The sequence below is a fragment of the Dysgonomonas mossii genome (assembly GCF_004569505.1).
Taxonomy (GTDB): Bacteria; Bacteroidota; Bacteroidia; order Bacteroidales; family Dysgonomonadaceae; genus Dysgonomonas.
The window spans coordinates 1-17,171 of record NZ_SPPK01000001.1 but is presented as its reverse complement, the minus strand read 5'-3'; the positions used below and the strand labels follow the sequence as shown (position 1 = coordinate 17,171).

The following is a 17,171-nucleotide window of genomic DNA, read 5'->3' as shown; positions in this document are numbered from 1 at the left end:
TTTCCGCGAAATAATTTGTATATAATTTTGTTTCGAAAGATAAAAAACTATATATACAAAAGCCAGAAAACCTGAAAATAAGAATAATACTAACAAAAGATAGGAATAAGTTAATAAGTTAAGTTCAGTAAGATTGAGGAATCAATCTAAAGATAAAAGTGGTCAGGGATGCCCGCTTTTATTTTTTATACTCTTATTAACTCTGTGTTTAGTCTCATTTATTTTATCAAAAAACTAAAAATCTATACCTTTATCACAAATTCTTCTACTTAATATAATTCATGTCATGAAAAAAGGTATTTTTTTGATCTTTTGGTTATGTGCAATATCAACCTTTGCACAAAATTCTGTTAGTAACGAGTATAAAACGGATAAAGATATATCCTATATCAGTCTGAACGAAAAAGATAATTATCGCAAGGAGCGTTGCAAGCTTGACGTATATTATCCCGTAAATAAGAAAGATTTCCCTGTTATTGTATGGTTTCACGGCGGAGGACTCGAAGGTGGAGAAAAAGGAATACCTAACGAACTAAAGAATAAAGGTATTGCTGTAGTAGCTGTTAACTACCGTCTGAGCCCGAAAGCAACAAATCCGGCTTATATCGAAGATGCTGCGGCATCCATTGCCTGGGTATTCAACAATATAGCATCTTACGGAGGCAGCACCAAAGATATTTATGTATCGGGACATTCGGCAGGAGGATATCTGACCCTGATGGTCGGTTTAGATAAAAGTTATCTTGAAAAATATGGAGTAGATGCCGATAAGATAAAAGGACTTATACCTATTAGTGGACAAACAAATACACATTTCACCATCCGAAAAGAAAGAGGCATACCATATAATATCCCAATTATTGACGAATACGCTCCTCTGAATAAGGCAAGAACCGGTATCCCTCCCACTTTACTAATTACAGGTGATCGTAAACTCGAGTTAACAGCCAGATACGAAGAAAATGCGCATTTAGAAGCTATTCTAAAATCGCTGAACAACAAAGAAGTTGTATTGTATGAGCTACAAGGATTTGATCATGGCAACGTATATGCTCCGGGATGTTATTTGATACTGGACTGGATAAAGAAACACAGTAAATTATAATATAGTAAGTAAGCGATTAAAAGTGTTTTTCATTATTTCCTTGTCAGTTTTTAATATACTCAGAAAGAGGAGATTCTTCATTGTATTCAGAATGACAGAGAGAATAATATTGATAACGAAAAACACTTTTAATCCACTACAGGAAAACTTACTTACCTCTCTTTAAGGTATATGACTGCCCTTGTTGAGTCATTATATCATATTCGTAAACTTTATACAACAGAGGATATTGAGGATTTATTTCTTTCGATACCAACGGCTCTTTTATATCTGCCGTTTTATATAGCGGATTAGTATTCATGCCCCTTGCCTCCTGCAATCCATCACCACTTAATGGCACATAAGAGCGAAGGCGCATATTTCCGCCTAGTTTAGAGGTAATTGTTACAGAAGAGATCTCGCCATCACTCCAATCCATCGACGAAATTTCGAAACCACCACGAGCCACTAGCCCTTTAACACTTCCGTTCTTCCACTTATCAGGCAAAGCCGGTAGTAAATGTATTGCTCCATCATGACTTTGCAGAAGCATCTCTGCTACCCCTGCAGTAAAACCAAAATTCCCATCTATCTGAAATGGCGGATGGGCATCAAACAGGTTCGGATAAGTACGCCCATCGTTATTACCCGGCTCTACCAAAGATAGCATATTCGAAATAATTTTATAGGCATGATTACCATCGAGCAGACGTGCCCAAAAATTAATTTTCCAACCTATCGACCAGCCTGTAGCCATATCTCCACGATAGAGAAGTGAGTTTTTTGCCGCCTGAAAAAGCGTTGGATGTGAATATGGCGAAATCTGATTGCTTGGATATAACCCATACAAGTGAGAGACATGACGATGATCATTCTTCGGATCGTCCCAATCTCCCAACCATTCCTGCAATTGATTGTACTTTCCTATCTGCATAGGTGCAAGGCGAGAAATCATATTCTCGAGTTTTTGATTATATGCTTCATCACTTACGCCTAAGGTCTTGGATGCCTCCAGAGCATTGTTAAGCACATCAAATACAATTTGATTATCCATTGTAGATCCTGCCGTTATACTCGTATTTTTTCCAGGAGGGCCTTGTTCGGGAGAGGTCGACGGTGATGTTACCATCCATTTATATGTAGGATGTTCCACCAAAAAATCGAGAAAGAAATCTGCTGCGCCTTTCAGCACAGGGTATGCTTCTTTTAAGAAATTCTTGTCTCCTGTATATAAGTAATGTTGCCACATGTGTTGACTCAGCCATGCCCCTCCATTAGGCCACATGCCATGAAATGCTCCGTCTACAGGACCTGTAGTACGCCAAAGATCCGTATTATGATGCGCAACCCAGCCATTGGCATTGTACATTACCTTTGCTGTCTCCTGCCCTGTCACCGCCAATTCTTTTAACATCTGGAAAAGAGGTTGATGCGTTTCGCTTAGATTGGTAACCTCTGCAGGCCAATAGTTCATCTCCGTATTGATATTAATAGTGTATTTACTATCCCAAGGCGGCACTAATTGGTCGTTCCATATTCCTTGCAGATTAGCTGGTTGCCCTCCCGGTTGGGATGAACTAATAAGCAGATAACGCCCAAACTGGAAAAGTAGGGTAACCAGACTTTGATCTTTTCCTTCTTTGAAGTTTCTAACTCTTACATCTGTTTCTTCAAGAATACTGTCCGATTTTCCCAAATCTAATGATACCCGATCGAATTGTTTTTTATAGTATTTTATATGATCTGCTAATGCTTTATCATAGGACTTCGATATTGCGGTTTTCAAAAAATGAGTAGCCCTTGTTGATTCATTAGCACTCACATCCTGGTAATTCACAAAATTAGTGGCTATAGAAATATAGATAACAACCGAGTTGGCAGCTTTTACTGAGAGTTTGTTACCCTCAACTTTTACACTCCCTCCTACAGTTTTTATTTGAGTTTGGTTTTCGAACCGAATCACGCCTTTTATTCCTTCGTGTTCTGCTCCCATACCTTTGAGAATAAGCTTATCACCCTTAGCTTGAACTTTATAATCTTTTACAGGAGAGTCATATCCTGCTGTGAAGCTAATACTATTCGCCTTATCAGCTGTGATTTTCATAACAATGACATTATCTGTAAAAGAAGAGAATATCTCACGAGTATAATTAATGTCATCTACGGTATATTTTGTCGTAGCTACTGCTGTAGCCAAGTCAAGTTGTCTTGAATAATTAGAATATTTATTATGTCCTGCAAAATCTAAATATAAGCTTCCTATTGTTTGATAGGGCATACCATTATGCGGAGTTCTCATATTTTTTTCCAACAAAGCCTCTGCTTCTTTTTCTTTTCCGGCAAAGATAAGAGAGCGCACCTCATCCAGCACTTTTAACATATTAGGGCTATCATTTCTGTGAGGCCCTCCTCCCCACATCGTTTCCTCATTGAGCTGGAGCTGTTCTCTTGCAGGATTTCCAAAAACCATTGCACCCAACCGAGAATTTCCCAAAGGCAATGCTTCTACCCACTCCTTAGCCGGACACTTATAGAAAAGCTTAGTGTCTTCAGCTTTACAAAAAATAGTACTTAAAGTAAAAATTGATAAAAACAAAAGGTATTTCTTCATGATATTTACAAGTATTCATTCGAGAACAAAGAAAAAGCTTATATATTAAAAATCAAATTAATGCAGACTTAATATCTTATTAAAAAAAGGAGATTACCCAAATTTTACTGCTTTTGCATCAAAAAAGACCCATTTTTCATGTAATCATCGGTTAATATCGCATTTTAATTACATTTTAATACTCCTATTAACACCTAGCGACGTATTTTTTTAATTGCCCTCACATTACTTTGTGATATAAAAATATCATAATCATTAATACCAATGAAAAATATCATAAATCCGGAGATAAAATTATTTCGACATATATGTTAATAAACATTCTTTGAATAGAAAATACAAATCTTAATTCTTTATACGAATGGTATATGTTTACTTTGTACTCGAAATTAAATAAATGCCAACTTAAATTAAAACTTATCATGAAGCTTAGAAATGCATTCACCATTGTTTTTATTTCTATTTTATCAGCTTGCACAGCAAGTAACAACAGCGGTGTCAACAAGCAGCCGGTAGATTATGTAAACCCTTATATGGGAAACATCAGTCACCTATTGGTACCCACGTATCCGACCATCCATCTGCCTAACAGTATGCTTCGGGTTTACCCCGAACGTGCCGATTTCACGAGCGATATGATCAAGGGGCTACCTCTGATCATCACGAGTCACAGAGGTAGTTCGGCCTTCAACCTGAGTCCTTATCAGGGTGATAAAGCCAAAATAAAACCTGTTATATCCTACAGCTACGATCGTGAAAAGATCACGCCGTACAGCTATGAGGTTGACTTGGACGATCAACAAACGCATATCCAATATGCACTTGCTCACCAATCCGCTATTTATCAGATAGACTATACTTTGCCCAACACTCCTGCTTACCTGATACTCAATTCGCGTAACGGAGCGATAAGGACAGACGGAAATATAGTAAGCGGATACCAAAAACTGGCGAATAATACGAATGTATATATATATCTGGAAACAGAACAAAACCCTGTACTTACAGGAGTATTGAAAGACAATACAATAAACGACAAAGAAAAAAGTGCCGAAGGCAACAATGCCTGTGTCGTATTATATTATGGAGATAATGCACAAACTTTGCGCTTACGCTACGGAGTATCATTTATCAGCGAAGAACAAGCAAAAGAGAATCTACGCAGAGAGCAAAAAGACTATGAAGTGAAACAACTGGCTGATAAAGGCCGCAAAATATGGAATGACGCTTTAGGCAAAATCAAGGTTAATGGAGACAGCGATACTGACAAAACGGTATTCTATACTTCTCTCTATCGTTGTTATGAACGTCCGGTATGCATCAGCGAAGGCGGTCGTTACTTCAGTGCTTTTGACGGAAAAGTACATGAAGACGCAGGCAAACCGTTCTTTACAGACGACTGGATCTGGGACACCTATCGTGCTACTCATCCTTTGCGTGTAATGATCGATGCTGAGGAAGAAGTGAATATCATTAATTCATACTTGCTGATGGCGGAACAAATGGGCAACAACTGGATGCCTACCTTCCCTGAGATTACAGGCGATTCTCGCCGGATGAACTCCAACCATGCCGTAGCTACAGTTATTGATGGCTATGCAAAAGGGTTAAAAGGTTTCGACTTGGAAAAGGCATATATCGCATGTAAAAAAGGAATAGAAGAAAAAACGCTTATTCCATGGTCGGGAGCTCCTGCCGGATGGCTAGATGAGTTTTATAAAGAAAAAGGATATATTCCGGCGTTATATCCGGGCGAAAAAGAAACGGTAGCAAATGTTAGCCCTTTCGAAAAAAGACAACCGATAGCCGTAACCCTTGGCACTGCATACGATCAATGGTGCTTGTCGCAAATAGCCAAAGCCTTGGGCAAAGAAGATGAAGCAAAGTATTATCTGAAGAGTTCTTACAACTATAGAAATGTCTACAATGCAGAAACAGGCTTTTTCCACCCGAAAGATAAAGAAGGGAAATTTATAGAACCGTTCGATTACCGCTTCTCGGGAGGCATGGGTGCACGGGACTATTACGGAGAAAATAACGGCTGGATTTATCGTTGGGATGTACCTCATAATGTGGATGACCTTGTAAATCTGATGGGAGGAAATGAACAATTCATAAAGAATCTGGATCAAACTTTTAACGAACCTCTTGGACGTGGCAAATACGAATTTTATGCACAATTGCCCGATCATACAGGCAATGTAGGACAATTCTCTATGGCAAACGAACCAAGCCTTCATATTCCTTATCTCTACAACTACGCCGGACAGCCGTGGAAAACGCAGAAACGTATTCATACTTTATTGAAGCAGTGGTTTAGAAACGACCTGATGGGCGTTCCCGGCGATGAAGACGGAGGAGGAACATCTGCTTTTGTGGTATTCTCTATGATGGGATTCTATCCTGTTACTCCGGGTATGCCTGTTTATAATATTGGAAGCCCCATGTTTTCTCAAGCTAGTATGATATTGAGCAATGGTAAAGTATTTGAAGTAGTAGCTCAAAACTATTCTGAAGACAACAAGTATATCCAATCGGCTACATTGAATGGAAAAGAGTGGAACAAACCTTGGTTCAATCATTCGAATATAGAAAATGGCGGCAAACTTGTGTTAATAATGGGTAATAAGGCGAATAAAGCATGGGGAGCAAACCAAGCTCCACCTTCAGCCGAAAAACTATAAAAAGTCATTTCTCTCTGTGATGCTAAATAATATAAAACATCACAGGGAGAATATAAAAATCGATACAATCATGAAAAAAGCACTCATTACACTTTTCATTCTCACCCTTTGCAGTCAGCTTACTGCACAAAATTATCAGCGTACATCTCAAGGCATAAAGGCTAATATAAATTCAACAAGCATTGAAATTCAATTTTTTAATTCTAAAATTATAAGGATTTTAAAATATCCACAGGGAGAAATCCCAAACAAAAAAAGCCTCTCGGTGATTAAAGAACCTGAAAGCACAAATTTTCAAATACAAGAATATAACAATGTGATAACATTAACTTCATCAGAGGTTATTGTTACCCTAAACCTCAAGACCGGAGATGTATTATTTAACGGTACTGACACGAGACCTTTTATAGCAGAGAAGAATAGTTCTTCCATCTTTACGCCAAAAAACTACGAGAGCGGTAAGTCTTACGAAGTACAACAAACATTTCTATTGGATAAGCAAGAGGCCATTTACGGGCTGGGACAGCATCAACAAGGACATATGAATCAACGCGGACAAGAGGTAGAGCTTCGCCAGAGAAATACGGAAATAGCAATACCAATTATTCATTCGGTAAAAGGATATGCCATCTTCTGGGATAATTACTCGCCTACAGTTTATAAAGATTCGGCAGAAGGATTGTCTTTTACTTCTGCTTCGGGTAAATGTATTGATTATTATTTTATGTATGGACAAAATGCTGATGGTGTCATTGCACAGATACGAGAACTGACAGGGCAGGCTCCAATGTTTCCGTTATGGACATACGGATTTTGGCAAAGCCGCGAACGATATACATCGCAAGATGAACTACTGGATGTGGTAAAAAAATACCGCAGTCTAAACATACCTCTTGACGGCATTGTGCAGGACTGGCAATACTGGAGCACTGACAACAAGCAGTGGAACGCTGTAGAATTTGGAAATCCGACTTTCCCTAATCCTCAGAAAATGATAGACGATGTGCACAAAATGAATGCACATATAGCCATCTCCGTTTGGCCATCCTTTGGCCCGAATACAAATATCCATAAAGAACTAAAAAATAAAAAACTCTTATTCAACTTCGATACATTTCCTCAAGATAATGGAGTAAAAGTATATGATGCATTCAATCCCGAAGGTCGCCGAGTGTATTGGGATTTCATGAATAAAAATATATTCTCTATCGGTATGGACGGTTGGTGGCTGGATGCCACAGAGCCAGAATACAATGTAAGTGAAAAGTCTTTCAATGAGACTACATATCTTGGGTCATACAGAGACATAGCAAATGCGTATCCACTGGCATCTATTGGTGGTGTGTACGACAACCAACGCAAGACGACGTCTGAAAAGCGCGTATATATACTTACCCGCTCAGCCTTTGCAGGACAGCAACGCTATGGAGCAAACTCTTGGTCGGGAGATATCGATTCACGTTGGCATGTGCTTCGCAATCAAATTTCGGCAGGCCTAAACTTCTCTCTTTGCGGAATTCCTTACTGGAACACAGACATAGGAGGTTTTTGGGCAGGGCGTGTCTATCCTAAAGGGGTTGAAGATAGAGCATTCCATGAATTATATGTGCGTTGGATGCAGTTCGCTACATTTACACCAATGATGCGTTCGCATGGAACAAATACTCCCCGAGAGATATATCTGTTCGGAAAAAAAGGAGATTGGGCTTATGATGCTCAGGAGAAATATATCAATCTTCGATATAGTCTATTACCATATATGTATTCTATAGGACATGACATTACAGCAAATGCAGGCTCTATGATGAGGGCTTTAAGCATGGATTTTGCCAAAGACAAAAAAGTACATAATATAGACAATCAGTTTATGTTTGGTAAGTCAATACTAGTTGCCCCTGTAACAGATTCTATGTATGTGGATCGTATAAATGGCAATGTTATAGAAAATTTCAATGTGGTAAAATCTCGAAAAGTATATTTGCCGGAAGGAGCCGACTGGTATGATTTCTGGACAGGAGAAAAGCTTAACGGAGGACAGGAAGTCAGCAAAGCAGCACCAATAGATATTATTCCACTATATATAAAAGCGGGCACTATACTCCCATGGGGTCCCAAAGTGCAATATGCAGAGGAAAGAAAATGGGATAATCTTAAGCTATTTGTTTATCCCGGAAAAGATGCTGAATCTGTATTGTATGAAGATGAGAACAACAACTATAATTACGAAAAAGGGATCTATTCAACAATTACAATGAAATGGAATGACAAAAGTAAAACATTGACTATAGGAAAGAGGCGAGGCGAATTTCCGGGCATGTTGAAAACCAGATCTTTTAATATTACAGTAATAGAGGAAGGGAAAAGCATAAATATTACTTCACAACCCGATAAAGAAATTCTATATCAAGGTGAAGAAATGAACATTAAGCTCTAGTATTAAGAAAGTGTGACTTACTCTTTTGATTTTCATCCCACCATGCTAATATAAAAGGAAATAAACGCACAGCATGAAATATATACTTATTCTCTGTCTTTTCATCTCTCAGATGATAGCTAGTGCTCAGACAAAAGTAGTCTGTGTAGGAGCGAGTATTACGGAAGGGGCGTTAACAACTGATCCGAAAAGAGATTCGTATCCAGCACAGCTCGCACACCTTTTAGGGAGTGATTACGAAGTGGTCAATTGTGGAGTAAGTAGTTGTACCATGCTTCGCAAAGGAGATCATCCCTATTGGAATACCCAAGCCTATAAGAAAGCTTTAAATAGCAATCCCGATATCGTGTTTATTGATCTAGGAGGAAATGATGCAAAGGCTATTAATCAGGTTTACATGAATGAGTTTGCAAAGGATTGTAGCGACATGGTAAAGTCCTTTAAAAGCCTGCCATCAAAACCACGAATTATCCTGATGCTTCCCTTTGTTTCCTTCGAAACAGACTCGAACCAAATATGGGATCCCGTTATTGTAAACGATATTATTCCAATTATTCAGCAGGTAGCATACAATGAAGATATAGAAGTATTGGATATGCACTCCCTGCTGATAAATAGACCCGATTTATTTCCGGACAAGATACATCCCGGAGACAAAGGTTCGGAAATTATAGCGAGCAGATTATATGAGCAAATTACATTAAAAACAGAAAAATCTTTTGATGTTCTGGCGAAACTAAAAACAGCACATACTATAAATAATTTCAAAGGATACGTATCGATAGATTTTAAGTTAAGAGGTCGTGACTGTAAAGTTGTTAAACCTAAATTTACAGCTTTGGGAAAACCGTGGATATGGCGTGCCCGATTTTGGGCGCATGAACCACAAACCGATATAGCTCTACTCGAAAGAGGCTATCATCTGGTATATTGCGATGTTGCCGAACTGATGGGAAATAAGGAGGCACTTTCTATATGGGATGAGTTCTACAATCTATTAACAAATGCAGATTTATCGAAAAAGAGTACAATGGAAGGTATGAGCCGCGGTGCAATGTATTCATTTTGCTGGGCAGCAGCCAATCCAGATAAAGTTAGTTGCATATACGTAGATAATCCTTTGCTCGACTGCCGCTATTTAGCAGATAGAAATGGAGATTTAGATGAAATGACGGAAAACTTCATACAAGCATACAATATGAAAACGAAAGCGGATATACGTACATTTAAAGGAAGCCCAACAGATAAGATAAAAGAAATAGTAAATGGAAGATACCCTATTCTTATACTTTGTGCCAATCAGGATGAAGCTGTACCTCCAAGTCAAACGATCGAGTTTGAAAGAAAAATAAAAGAAGCGGGTGGAGATATCACCGTAATGATGAAGGATGGCTTCAAACATCACCCGCATAGTCTTTCTAATCCTGCACCCATTGTTGACTTCATACTAAAAGCAAATAGAAAATAAATAAGTCGTAAATAATTCATAACACTAACCTAAATGAAAAAAGGTCTCTTCACCCTATACATCGCTGTATTTTCTCTGTTATCCTGCAATAGCTATGCTCAGAAAAATCCGTTTATAAAACATATGTATACAGCCGATCCTTCGGCTCGGGTATGGAATGATGGACGTCTGTATGTATATGCATCGCATGATATCGCCCCGCCTCAAGGGTGCGACCTGATGGATCAATATCATGTATTCTCTACAGAAGATATGGTAAACTGGGTAGATCATGGCGAAATACTTCGCTCGACTCAAGTATCCTGGGGTAGACCTGAAGGGGGGTTTATGTGGGCTCCCGATTGTGTTTATAAAAACGCCACGTATTATTTTTATTTTCCGCATCCAAGCGAATCGGATTGGGACAAAAGTTGGAAAATTGGAGTGGCAACAAGTAAATTTCCTGCAAAAGACTTTGTGGTAGAAGGATACGTAAAAGGAATGGAGGCTCATATCGACCCGAATGTATTTATCGATGATGATGGGCAAGCATACATATATCAAGGAGGTGGAGGTATATGCCTCGGAGGTAAGCTCAAAGACAATATGATGGAACTAGATGGTAGCCTTCAGAAGATGGAAGGTCTTTATGATTTCCATGAAGCGGCATGGGTACACAAGCGTAATGGTATTTATTATCTATCTTATTCAGACAATCATGATAACAATTGGAATGATGGAGTAAAAGGAGACAATCGCATGCGATATGCAACGAGCAATAGTCCACTAGGACCTTGGAAGTCTCAGGGCATTTATATGGAACCAACAAATAGCTATACGAACCATGGATCGATAGTAGAATACAAAGGTCAGTGGTACTCTTTCTACCATGATAGTTCCTTATCTGAAAAAAATGGAGAATTTAATGATTGGCTACGATCAGTATGTGTAGATAAGCTTTATTATAATGCTGATGGTACAATACAAATGGTAAATCAAACAAAGTAATTGATACGAAGTACAACAAACATTTCTATTGGATATATAAAACAAGAATATATTCTTTATCAGTATTAGCCGTGGACGGCTGAATGCTATAAAATCTGATTACAAGGCAATTAAAATTTCACATTAAACAGTTTTTGTCTTTCAATTGTTTTATTATTGAAACACTAAAATTGTTAACTATGAACTCAAAACAATCATTAATTTTACTGGCTATACTTGTTTTGCAATTACAAGCGTCAATAAATGCTTGTACAGGTATCACATTAAAAAGTAGTGATGGAAGTGTCGTTGCCGCACGTACTATTGAATGGGCTGAAAGTGTTATGAATACGATGTATGTGGTTGTTCCTCGCCATCAGCAGCTTCAGTCGCTCACACCTTCCGGAATGGATGGAATGAAATTTACTAGCAAATACGGATTTATAGGTTTGTCGGTAGAGCAAAAGGAATTTATGGTGGAAGGTGTCAATGAAAAAGGTCTGTCTGCCGGACTCTTTTATTTCCCTAATTATGGAAAATACCCCTCTTATGATCCATCCCAAAAAGAAAGAAACTTAGCGGATTTCCAATTAGTATCTTATGTACTAGGTGAGTGTGAAACTGTAGATGAAGTTAAAGAAAAACTAAAAAATATACGTGTTACGAATATTGATCCTCGGTCTTCCACTGTACATTGGCGATTCACTGAACCATCGGGGCGTCAGATCGTACTTGAGATAGTAGATGAAATCATGCATTTTTATGATAATCCTTTGGGAGTATTGACCAATTCACCGGGCTTAGAATGGCACTGGACAAACTTGAATAATTATATAAATTTACAACCCGGCACACCTCCAGGACATAATTTTGGCCCTTTGCAAACGAAGTCGCTCGGACATGGAACCGGTTTGTTAGGACTTCCGGGAGATTTTACTCCTCCATCTCGATTTGTTCGTGCTACGTTTTTCCAATTGACTGCTCCACAACAACAGTCTGCACAGGAAAGTGTTTTCCAGGCATTTCATATTTTGAATAATTTCGATATTCCAACAGGTACAGAACAACTATGGGGAAAAGCATCAGCTGATGTACCAAGTGCTACTCAGTTTACAGTGGCTACAGATACACAAAATTGTATCATCTATTATCGAACTATGTATAATAGTAATATCCGTTGCATCAACCTAAACACTATTGATTTTGAAAATGTAAAATATCACAGTATGCCTTTGGATAGCATAAAGAAGCAACCTGTGGAATCGGTCAATATAAAATCATAAATATTCATTAAGTATAATTATGGTTGCGCTTATTCAAATAAGCAAGAATGGTTGTAAAATAGGGACATTAAATTCTATGTTCTTATAAAGAAACAGTTTAGAAATTACTTATTTTCCTCTCCACAAAATTGTTTTGTGGTTTTACTATTGGTTTACAAAACCCATCGAAACACTACTAAAACAAGGGCATTAAAACAAAAAAAGAGTTACAGTTTCTACTGTAACTCTTTCATTTTAAGTGGTCCCACCTGGGCTTGAACCAGGGACCCCCTGATTATGAGTCAGATGCTCTAACCAACTGAGCTATAGGACCTGATTTTCGGAGGTTATCCCGAAATCGGATGCAATATTACTGCTTTTTAGCGAGACTAGCAAGTTTTTGAGTAAAAAAACTACCAGAAGATTTATCACTCAAACCACGATAGAAACTAAGAAACTTTGTATCAACGTGATAAAATTGAACTACAAAAACATTTGTTGGTATTTTTTTTACTATCGGAGAAAAGATAAGCCGCTAAACAACAAACAAGCCACTATAAAGATATAAAATAGTACTACTGTCCCCTTTGTTTCTCCTAGTGCAAAGAAATGAGATAATAGGAATGATCCCACACCCATAAAAATATACAGACTCACTTGCGGTGTTATATTTATAAAGATAGAGAACAATAAAGATAAGACTGTGAAAAATATCAATAACGATAAATATGCCCTTATCTTTATTTTATCCTTATGCCTGTTAAGGAAATTATCTCCAATGATAATACTCAAAAAAAGAATTATAAAAATAAGAGAAGCCCATATAGCAATATCAAAACGGAGAAAAGGAAACATAACTAACTGTTGAGAACTGCTATAATGTAGAAAAGGAGAAAGAAATTCGTTTAGATTATCCGTAAGAAGATAAAAAGAGAATGTAGGAAAATATACTATAAAGGCTCCCAAAAAGGATGCTAACAAGGATCTAAAACTAAAACATCTCATTATTACAAGAGCAATCCATGTTAATGGGACAAAGAGTAATAAAAGAGGCGTAAACAGGCTTCCTAAAGAAAGCATAAACGCTATTTTAAATGCAGCGACAGATCTTTCAGAGTGATTATAAGAGGCGAATAATATAGATACTGTAAAAAGCATGAATAATACCCCAATATACGCCGGAGATATCCACACCAACGAAGGGTGACAGCTAAACAATAAAATTATAATAGCGGGAGGCAACAGAGTCCTCCGCCTTATCAGTACAAAATCAGTATTGATATGAGCAGTCAATACAGCCATTGCAGATACAATAATACTACTACCTGCCAATGAATATAATGGATTACCCGAAAAGAAATCGAGCAGTTGCCAAAGATACCCTCCTTCCATATTTGAAGGCATAGCATTTGATGATACTACAAATGCTATCCTCATACATACTGCGAAAATAATAGAGATTATAAGAAACCCCTTTCCTTCCGCAATATGACTTTTATAAAATCTAGGAATAGCTGCCATTTTATTTGAGATCGAAACCTATATCTTTCCTATAGTATTTTTTATCATAAGATATTACATCTGCATTCTTGAAGGATAGAGATAGGGCTTCATTCTTGGTTTCTCCATATGAACTTATTGCAATAACACGTCCTCCGTTTGTCAGCACCTTATTATTTTCAAGCTTTGTTCCGGCATGAAATAAGATACTATCTTTTACCTTATCCAAACCCGACATTTCTTTATTTTTCTCATAGTCTCCCGGATAACCACCCGCAACAAGCATCACGGTAACAGCATAGCGACTATCTATTTCCAACAATTTACTTTCCAATGTACCTGTTGCAACCCCTTCTAACAAAGAAACAAAATCAGACTTTATCCGCAACATGACAACTTCAGTTTCAGGATCACCCATACGTACGTTATATTCAATTACCATAGGTTCTCCTTTGACCTCTATTAAGCCTAAGAAAATAAATCCTTTATATATAATTTTATCCTTTTTCAGTCCCTCTATTGTTGGAATAACAATACGGTCTTCTACTTTTTTCATGAATACATCGTCAGCAAACGATACCGGCGACACAGCACCCATTCCTCCGGTATTCAGCCCTGTATCTCCTTCGCCAATTCGTTTATAATCTTTGGCTACAGGTAGTATTTTATATGAATCTCCATCCGTTAACACAAATACAGAACATTCTATTCCCGACAAAAACTCTTCTATAACAACAGTTTTACTAGCATCGCCAAACATCCCCGAAAGCATTTCTTTTAGCTCTTGTTTCGCTTCCTCTATATCACTTATTATAAGTACACCTTTTCCTGCGGCTAATCCATCAGCCTTCAACACATACGGAGCCTCTAACTCTTCTAAAAATGAATAAGCTTCGTCCAACTCATCTAATGTAAAGCTTTTATATCTGGCTGTAGGAATATTATGACGCATCATAAATTGCTTAGCAAAATCCTTGCTACCTTCAAGCTGTGCTCCTATCTTAGAGGGGCCTATAACCGGAATATCTTTAATATCATCATCATTGACGAAGAAATCGTATATTCCTCTTACAAGTGGCTCTTCGGGACCTACAACAACCATATCTATCTTATTCTCTAATACGAATTGTTTTATCTCAGGAAAATCAGTGGGCAATAAGTTTACGTTTACAGCTATTTCATGAGTTCCTGCATTGCCGGGAGCCACATAAAGTTTCTGAACCTTATCGCTTTGCTTAATCTTCCATGCCAATGCATTTTCACGACCTCCGTTTCCTAATAATAATATATTCATAATTAAAAAGATAATATTTTGTTGTATTCTTAGCTAGATTCACTTAATAATAGGTGTCTCAATACAAGAAGAGTACCATGACACGTTAATTATTTGAGCAGCAAAGATACATGATTATTTTCTTAACATGAAATCAGAAATATTTATTGTAAGTTTGTACCCCTAAAAAAATGAAAATAGAAAGAATGCAAGAGGAAAAAGGAATCTTTAAGAGAGCAGAACTATTACTGGGTGACAAATTGATGAACAAGATCTCTTCGGTAAGAGTTATTTTATTCGGTGTAGGAGGAGTTGGTAGTTGGTGTGCCGAAAGCCTGATTCGATCAGGAATAAGACATCTTACTATCGTTGACTCCGATAAAGTTTGTGAGACAAATATAAACAGACAACTTATGGCTACAACAAAAACTATTGGACAGCGTAAAGTAGAAGTATTAAAGTCTCGATTGCTCGACATCAACCCCGATGCAGAAATAGAAATTATTGCTCAGGTATATAGCGAAGAAACTTCTGATTCTTTCAATCTTCAATCTTACGACTATATAATTGATGCAATAGATAGCCTGAAACATAAGGTACATTTAATTCGCACAGCAACACGGACTAAAGCTAAATTATTTTCTTCGATGGGTGCTGCCTTAAAAATGGATCCAACGCGAATTAAAGTTGCCGAGTTTTGGAATGTAAAAGGCTGTCCGCTCGCTGCAGCCCTTCGTCGAAAAATGAAACAAGGAGAAAAACCGTGGAAAAAATTTAAATGTGTATATAGTGACGAAGTTTTAGAAAACAAAGGTCTGAAGTATGAACATGATGAGTCAAAGAGCTCAGAATTACTAAAACAAGACAATCCGAGTGTGAAAGCTCAGACCAATGGTACGCTGGTTCATATCACAGCTACATTTGGCTTCACCCTAGCAGGGCTTATTATTCAAGATATCTGCAAAGAATAATTTCAGAGAACACTATAAAATCAGTATTATTTCTCATATTTGTAGTAATAAATTTAAATAAAACTACAATGAATGAATTAATTATTGATTACAATACGCTTTCTTCCACTAAGAAAACTATAAATATCATAACAGGTATTTATTTAACAGGATTTGCTCTTTATTTCTGTATTACAGAGGGAATTTCTGGTGGTTATGGTATATTATTTTTCAGTGCGCTTATAGCCTTTATTCTTGCTGCCATACTATTACTAAGCAACACCCTATGGGTTTCGGGAGCTATACTTTCAATCGATAACAATACAGTTAAACCGAATATCTCGGGACAGAGTAAATCTGCAATAGATTGGACAAATGTAAGTAGTTTAAATATTGGTATCAGCTACATTACTTTCTCTCTGAATGGAGGACAGAAACAAAGAAAAATAGATCTCGTTACTTTAAAATATGATGATGTAAAAACTGTAAAGAGCAAACTAGTAGAAATTTGCGAATACAAAAATATCCCTTATCAAAATGATTAAAATCTCCTTCTTATAATAAGATAAGACATACTATATAAATGAAATACCCTTTAGATACTCAAAGCCTAAAGGGTATTTTATGTATATTCTAATATTAAGAGCGGTGATTAAATATGCCTATTTATCTTTTGTAAACAAAAAAGGAGAGTCTATCATAGCTCTCCTTTCTTATGCTGTCTGATATGTATTTGTATCTTTCTATTATCCTTTGTATGCTTGTATCAATAGCAAAAGTCCGCATACAATTAGATGTATACGGACTTTGCATTTAAAACGGCGGTAACCTACTCTCCCACTTTTACGCAGTACCATCGGCACGACCGGGCTTAACTTCTCTGTTCGGAATGGGAAGAGGTGGAGCCCCGGTGTTATAACCACCTGAATATCGTTACGG

General features: G+C 37.4%; 11 protein-coding genes, 1 tRNA gene and 1 rRNA gene. 8 read left to right on the top strand and 5 right to left on the bottom strand.

Annotation, left to right across the window (positions count from 1 at the left end; all coding sequences use genetic code 11):
- Window positions 1-286 precede the first annotated feature (286 nt).
- A complete protein-coding gene (locus tag E4T88_RS00065) occupies window positions 287-1,105 on the top strand; it encodes an alpha/beta hydrolase (RefSeq protein ID WP_135103408.1) in 819 nt (272 codons plus the stop codon).
- 148 nt (window positions 1,106-1,253) lie between these two features.
- Here the strand turns inward: E4T88_RS00065 and E4T88_RS00060 are convergent, their stop codons facing one another.
- Window positions 1,254-3,695 (bottom strand): glycoside hydrolase family 95 protein, encoded by a 2,442-nt coding sequence (locus E4T88_RS00060; RefSeq protein WP_135103407.1) that lies wholly within the window; start codon window positions 3,693-3,695, stop codon window positions 1,254-1,256.
- Between the two features lie 422 nt (window positions 3,696-4,117).
- Between E4T88_RS00060 and E4T88_RS00055 the strand changes: the two genes are divergently transcribed.
- The 5 genes from E4T88_RS00055 to E4T88_RS00035 all read left to right on the top strand — a co-directional run bounded on the left by E4T88_RS00055 (window position 4,118) and on the right by E4T88_RS00035 (window position 12,530).
- Window positions 4,118-6,379: a GH92 family glycosyl hydrolase gene (locus E4T88_RS00055; protein WP_135103406.1), complete on the top strand. Its 2,262-nt coding sequence runs from the start codon at window positions 4,118-4,120 to the stop codon at window positions 6,377-6,379.
- 70 nt (window positions 6,380-6,449) lie between these two features.
- Window positions 6,450-8,813 (top strand): glycoside hydrolase family 31 protein, encoded by a 2,364-nt coding sequence (locus E4T88_RS00050; protein WP_135103405.1) that lies wholly within the window; start codon window positions 6,450-6,452, stop codon window positions 8,811-8,813.
- 73 nt (window positions 8,814-8,886) lie between these two features.
- The gene (locus tag E4T88_RS00045; RefSeq protein ID WP_135103404.1) at window positions 8,887-10,281 is read left to right on the top strand and encodes a GDSL-type esterase/lipase family protein; all 1,395 of its coding nucleotides are present in this window, start codon (window positions 8,887-8,889) and stop codon (window positions 10,279-10,281) included.
- 33 nt (window positions 10,282-10,314) lie between these two features.
- Window positions 10,315-11,268 carry a family 43 glycosylhydrolase gene (locus E4T88_RS00040; protein WP_135103403.1) on the top strand — a complete coding sequence of 318 codons (954 nt, stop codon included), beginning with the start codon at window positions 10,315-10,317 and terminating at the stop codon, window positions 11,266-11,268.
- A 179-nt stretch (window positions 11,269-11,447) separates the two neighbouring features.
- Window positions 11,448-12,530, top strand: coding sequence for a linear amide C-N hydrolase (locus E4T88_RS00035; RefSeq protein ID WP_135103402.1), 1,083 nt, complete (start codon window positions 11,448-11,450; stop codon window positions 12,528-12,530).
- Window positions 12,531-12,769: 239 nt separating this feature from the next.
- On the opposite strand, the gene E4T88_RS00030 is transcribed toward E4T88_RS00035, so the two are convergent.
- From E4T88_RS00030 to purD, 3 genes are all read right to left on the bottom strand, one after another.
- Window positions 12,770-12,843 (bottom strand) — tRNA-Ile (locus E4T88_RS00030).
- A 179-nt stretch (window positions 12,844-13,022) separates the two neighbouring features.
- Complete coding sequence (locus E4T88_RS00025; RefSeq protein ID WP_228093628.1) at window positions 13,023-13,946, bottom strand: hypothetical protein; 924 nt, start codon at window positions 13,944-13,946, stop codon at window positions 13,023-13,025.
- Window positions 13,947-14,031: 85 nt separating this feature from the next.
- Window positions 14,032-15,303 (bottom strand): phosphoribosylamine--glycine ligase, encoded by a 1,272-nt coding sequence (purD, locus tag E4T88_RS00020; protein ID WP_135103400.1) that lies wholly within the window; start codon window positions 15,301-15,303, stop codon window positions 14,032-14,034.
- Between the two features lie 170 nt (window positions 15,304-15,473).
- Between purD and E4T88_RS00015 the strand changes: the two genes are divergently transcribed.
- Both E4T88_RS00015 and E4T88_RS00010 read left to right on the top strand, forming a co-directional pair.
- On the top strand, window positions 15,474-16,253 hold the full coding sequence (locus E4T88_RS00015; RefSeq protein ID WP_135103399.1) for a tRNA threonylcarbamoyladenosine dehydratase: 780 nt from the start codon (window positions 15,474-15,476) through the stop codon (window positions 16,251-16,253).
- Window positions 16,254-16,321: 68 nt separating this feature from the next.
- Complete coding sequence (locus E4T88_RS00010; protein WP_135103398.1) at window positions 16,322-16,777, top strand: hypothetical protein; 456 nt, start codon at window positions 16,322-16,324, stop codon at window positions 16,775-16,777.
- Between the two features lie 271 nt (window positions 16,778-17,048).
- Here E4T88_RS00010 and rrf read toward each other — a convergent pair.
- A 5S ribosomal RNA gene (gene rrf, locus E4T88_RS00005) occupies window positions 17,049-17,159 on the bottom strand.
- Window positions 17,160-17,171: the final 12 nt, after the last annotated feature.

Excerpts from the sequence above, each read along its gene's own strand:
- E4T88_RS00065 (WP_135103408.1), top strand. The coding sequence starts at position 287 with ATGAAAAAAGGTATTTTTTTGATCTTTTGGTTATGTGCAATATCAACC.
- E4T88_RS00060 (WP_135103407.1), bottom strand. The coding sequence starts at position 3,695 with ATGAAGAAATACCTTTTGTTTTTATCAATTTTTACTTTAAGTACTATT.
- E4T88_RS00055 (WP_135103406.1), top strand. The coding sequence starts at position 4,118 with ATGAAGCTTAGAAATGCATTCACCATTGTTTTTATTTCTATTTTATCA.
- E4T88_RS00050 (WP_135103405.1), top strand. The coding sequence starts at position 6,450 with ATGAAAAAAGCACTCATTACACTTTTCATTCTCACCCTTTGCAGTCAG.
- E4T88_RS00045 (WP_135103404.1), top strand. The coding sequence starts at position 8,887 with ATGAAATATATACTTATTCTCTGTCTTTTCATCTCTCAGATGATAGCT.
- E4T88_RS00040 (WP_135103403.1), top strand. The coding sequence starts at position 10,315 with ATGAAAAAAGGTCTCTTCACCCTATACATCGCTGTATTTTCTCTGTTA.
- E4T88_RS00035 (WP_135103402.1), top strand. The coding sequence starts at position 11,448 with ATGAACTCAAAACAATCATTAATTTTACTGGCTATACTTGTTTTGCAA.
- E4T88_RS00025 (WP_228093628.1), bottom strand. The coding sequence starts at position 13,946 with ATGAGGATAGCATTTGTAGTATCATCAAATGCTATGCCTTCAAATATG.
- purD (WP_135103400.1), bottom strand. The coding sequence starts at position 15,303 with ATGAATATATTATTATTAGGAAACGGAGGTCGTGAAAATGCATTGGCA.
- E4T88_RS00015 (WP_135103399.1), top strand. The coding sequence starts at position 15,474 with ATGAAAATAGAAAGAATGCAAGAGGAAAAAGGAATCTTTAAGAGAGCA.
- E4T88_RS00010 (WP_135103398.1), top strand. The coding sequence starts at position 16,322 with ATGAATGAATTAATTATTGATTACAATACGCTTTCTTCCACTAAGAAA.